Source organism: Salifodinibacter halophilus (genome assembly GCA_012999515.1).
Lineage (GTDB): Bacteria > Pseudomonadota > Gammaproteobacteria > Nevskiales > Salinisphaeraceae > Salifodinibacter > Salifodinibacter halophilus.
Genome location: JABEEB010000820.1, coordinates 1 through 231, shown reverse-complemented (window position 1 = coordinate 231; position 231 = coordinate 1). Strand labels below are relative to the sequence as shown.

The 231-nt window shown below is 56.3% G+C and carries 1 tRNA gene; it reads right to left on the bottom strand.

What is annotated here, in order from left to right:
• Positions 1-104 precede the first annotated feature (104 nt).
• Positions 105-194, bottom strand: a tRNA-Ser gene (locus HKX41_13860).
• Positions 195-231 lie beyond the last annotated feature (37 nt).

Genomic DNA, 231 nt, shown 5'->3' with positions numbered 1-231 from the left:
CAGGATCAGAGTTCCGTTCATGCGAGATATTGTAACGATGTGTTGCGAACCCGCAAAGGGGGTTGGGTTAAAAGCGGGTTAAATTCCGTTCTCGCCGGGGAGAGCGGAGGAGGAGGGATTCGAACCCTCGATACCCCGTTAAGAGGTATAACACCTTAGCAGGGTGCCGCCTTCGGCCGCTCGGCCACTCCTCCGAGGAGCCGTTATTATTCCAGAGGGTCGCCGGATTTC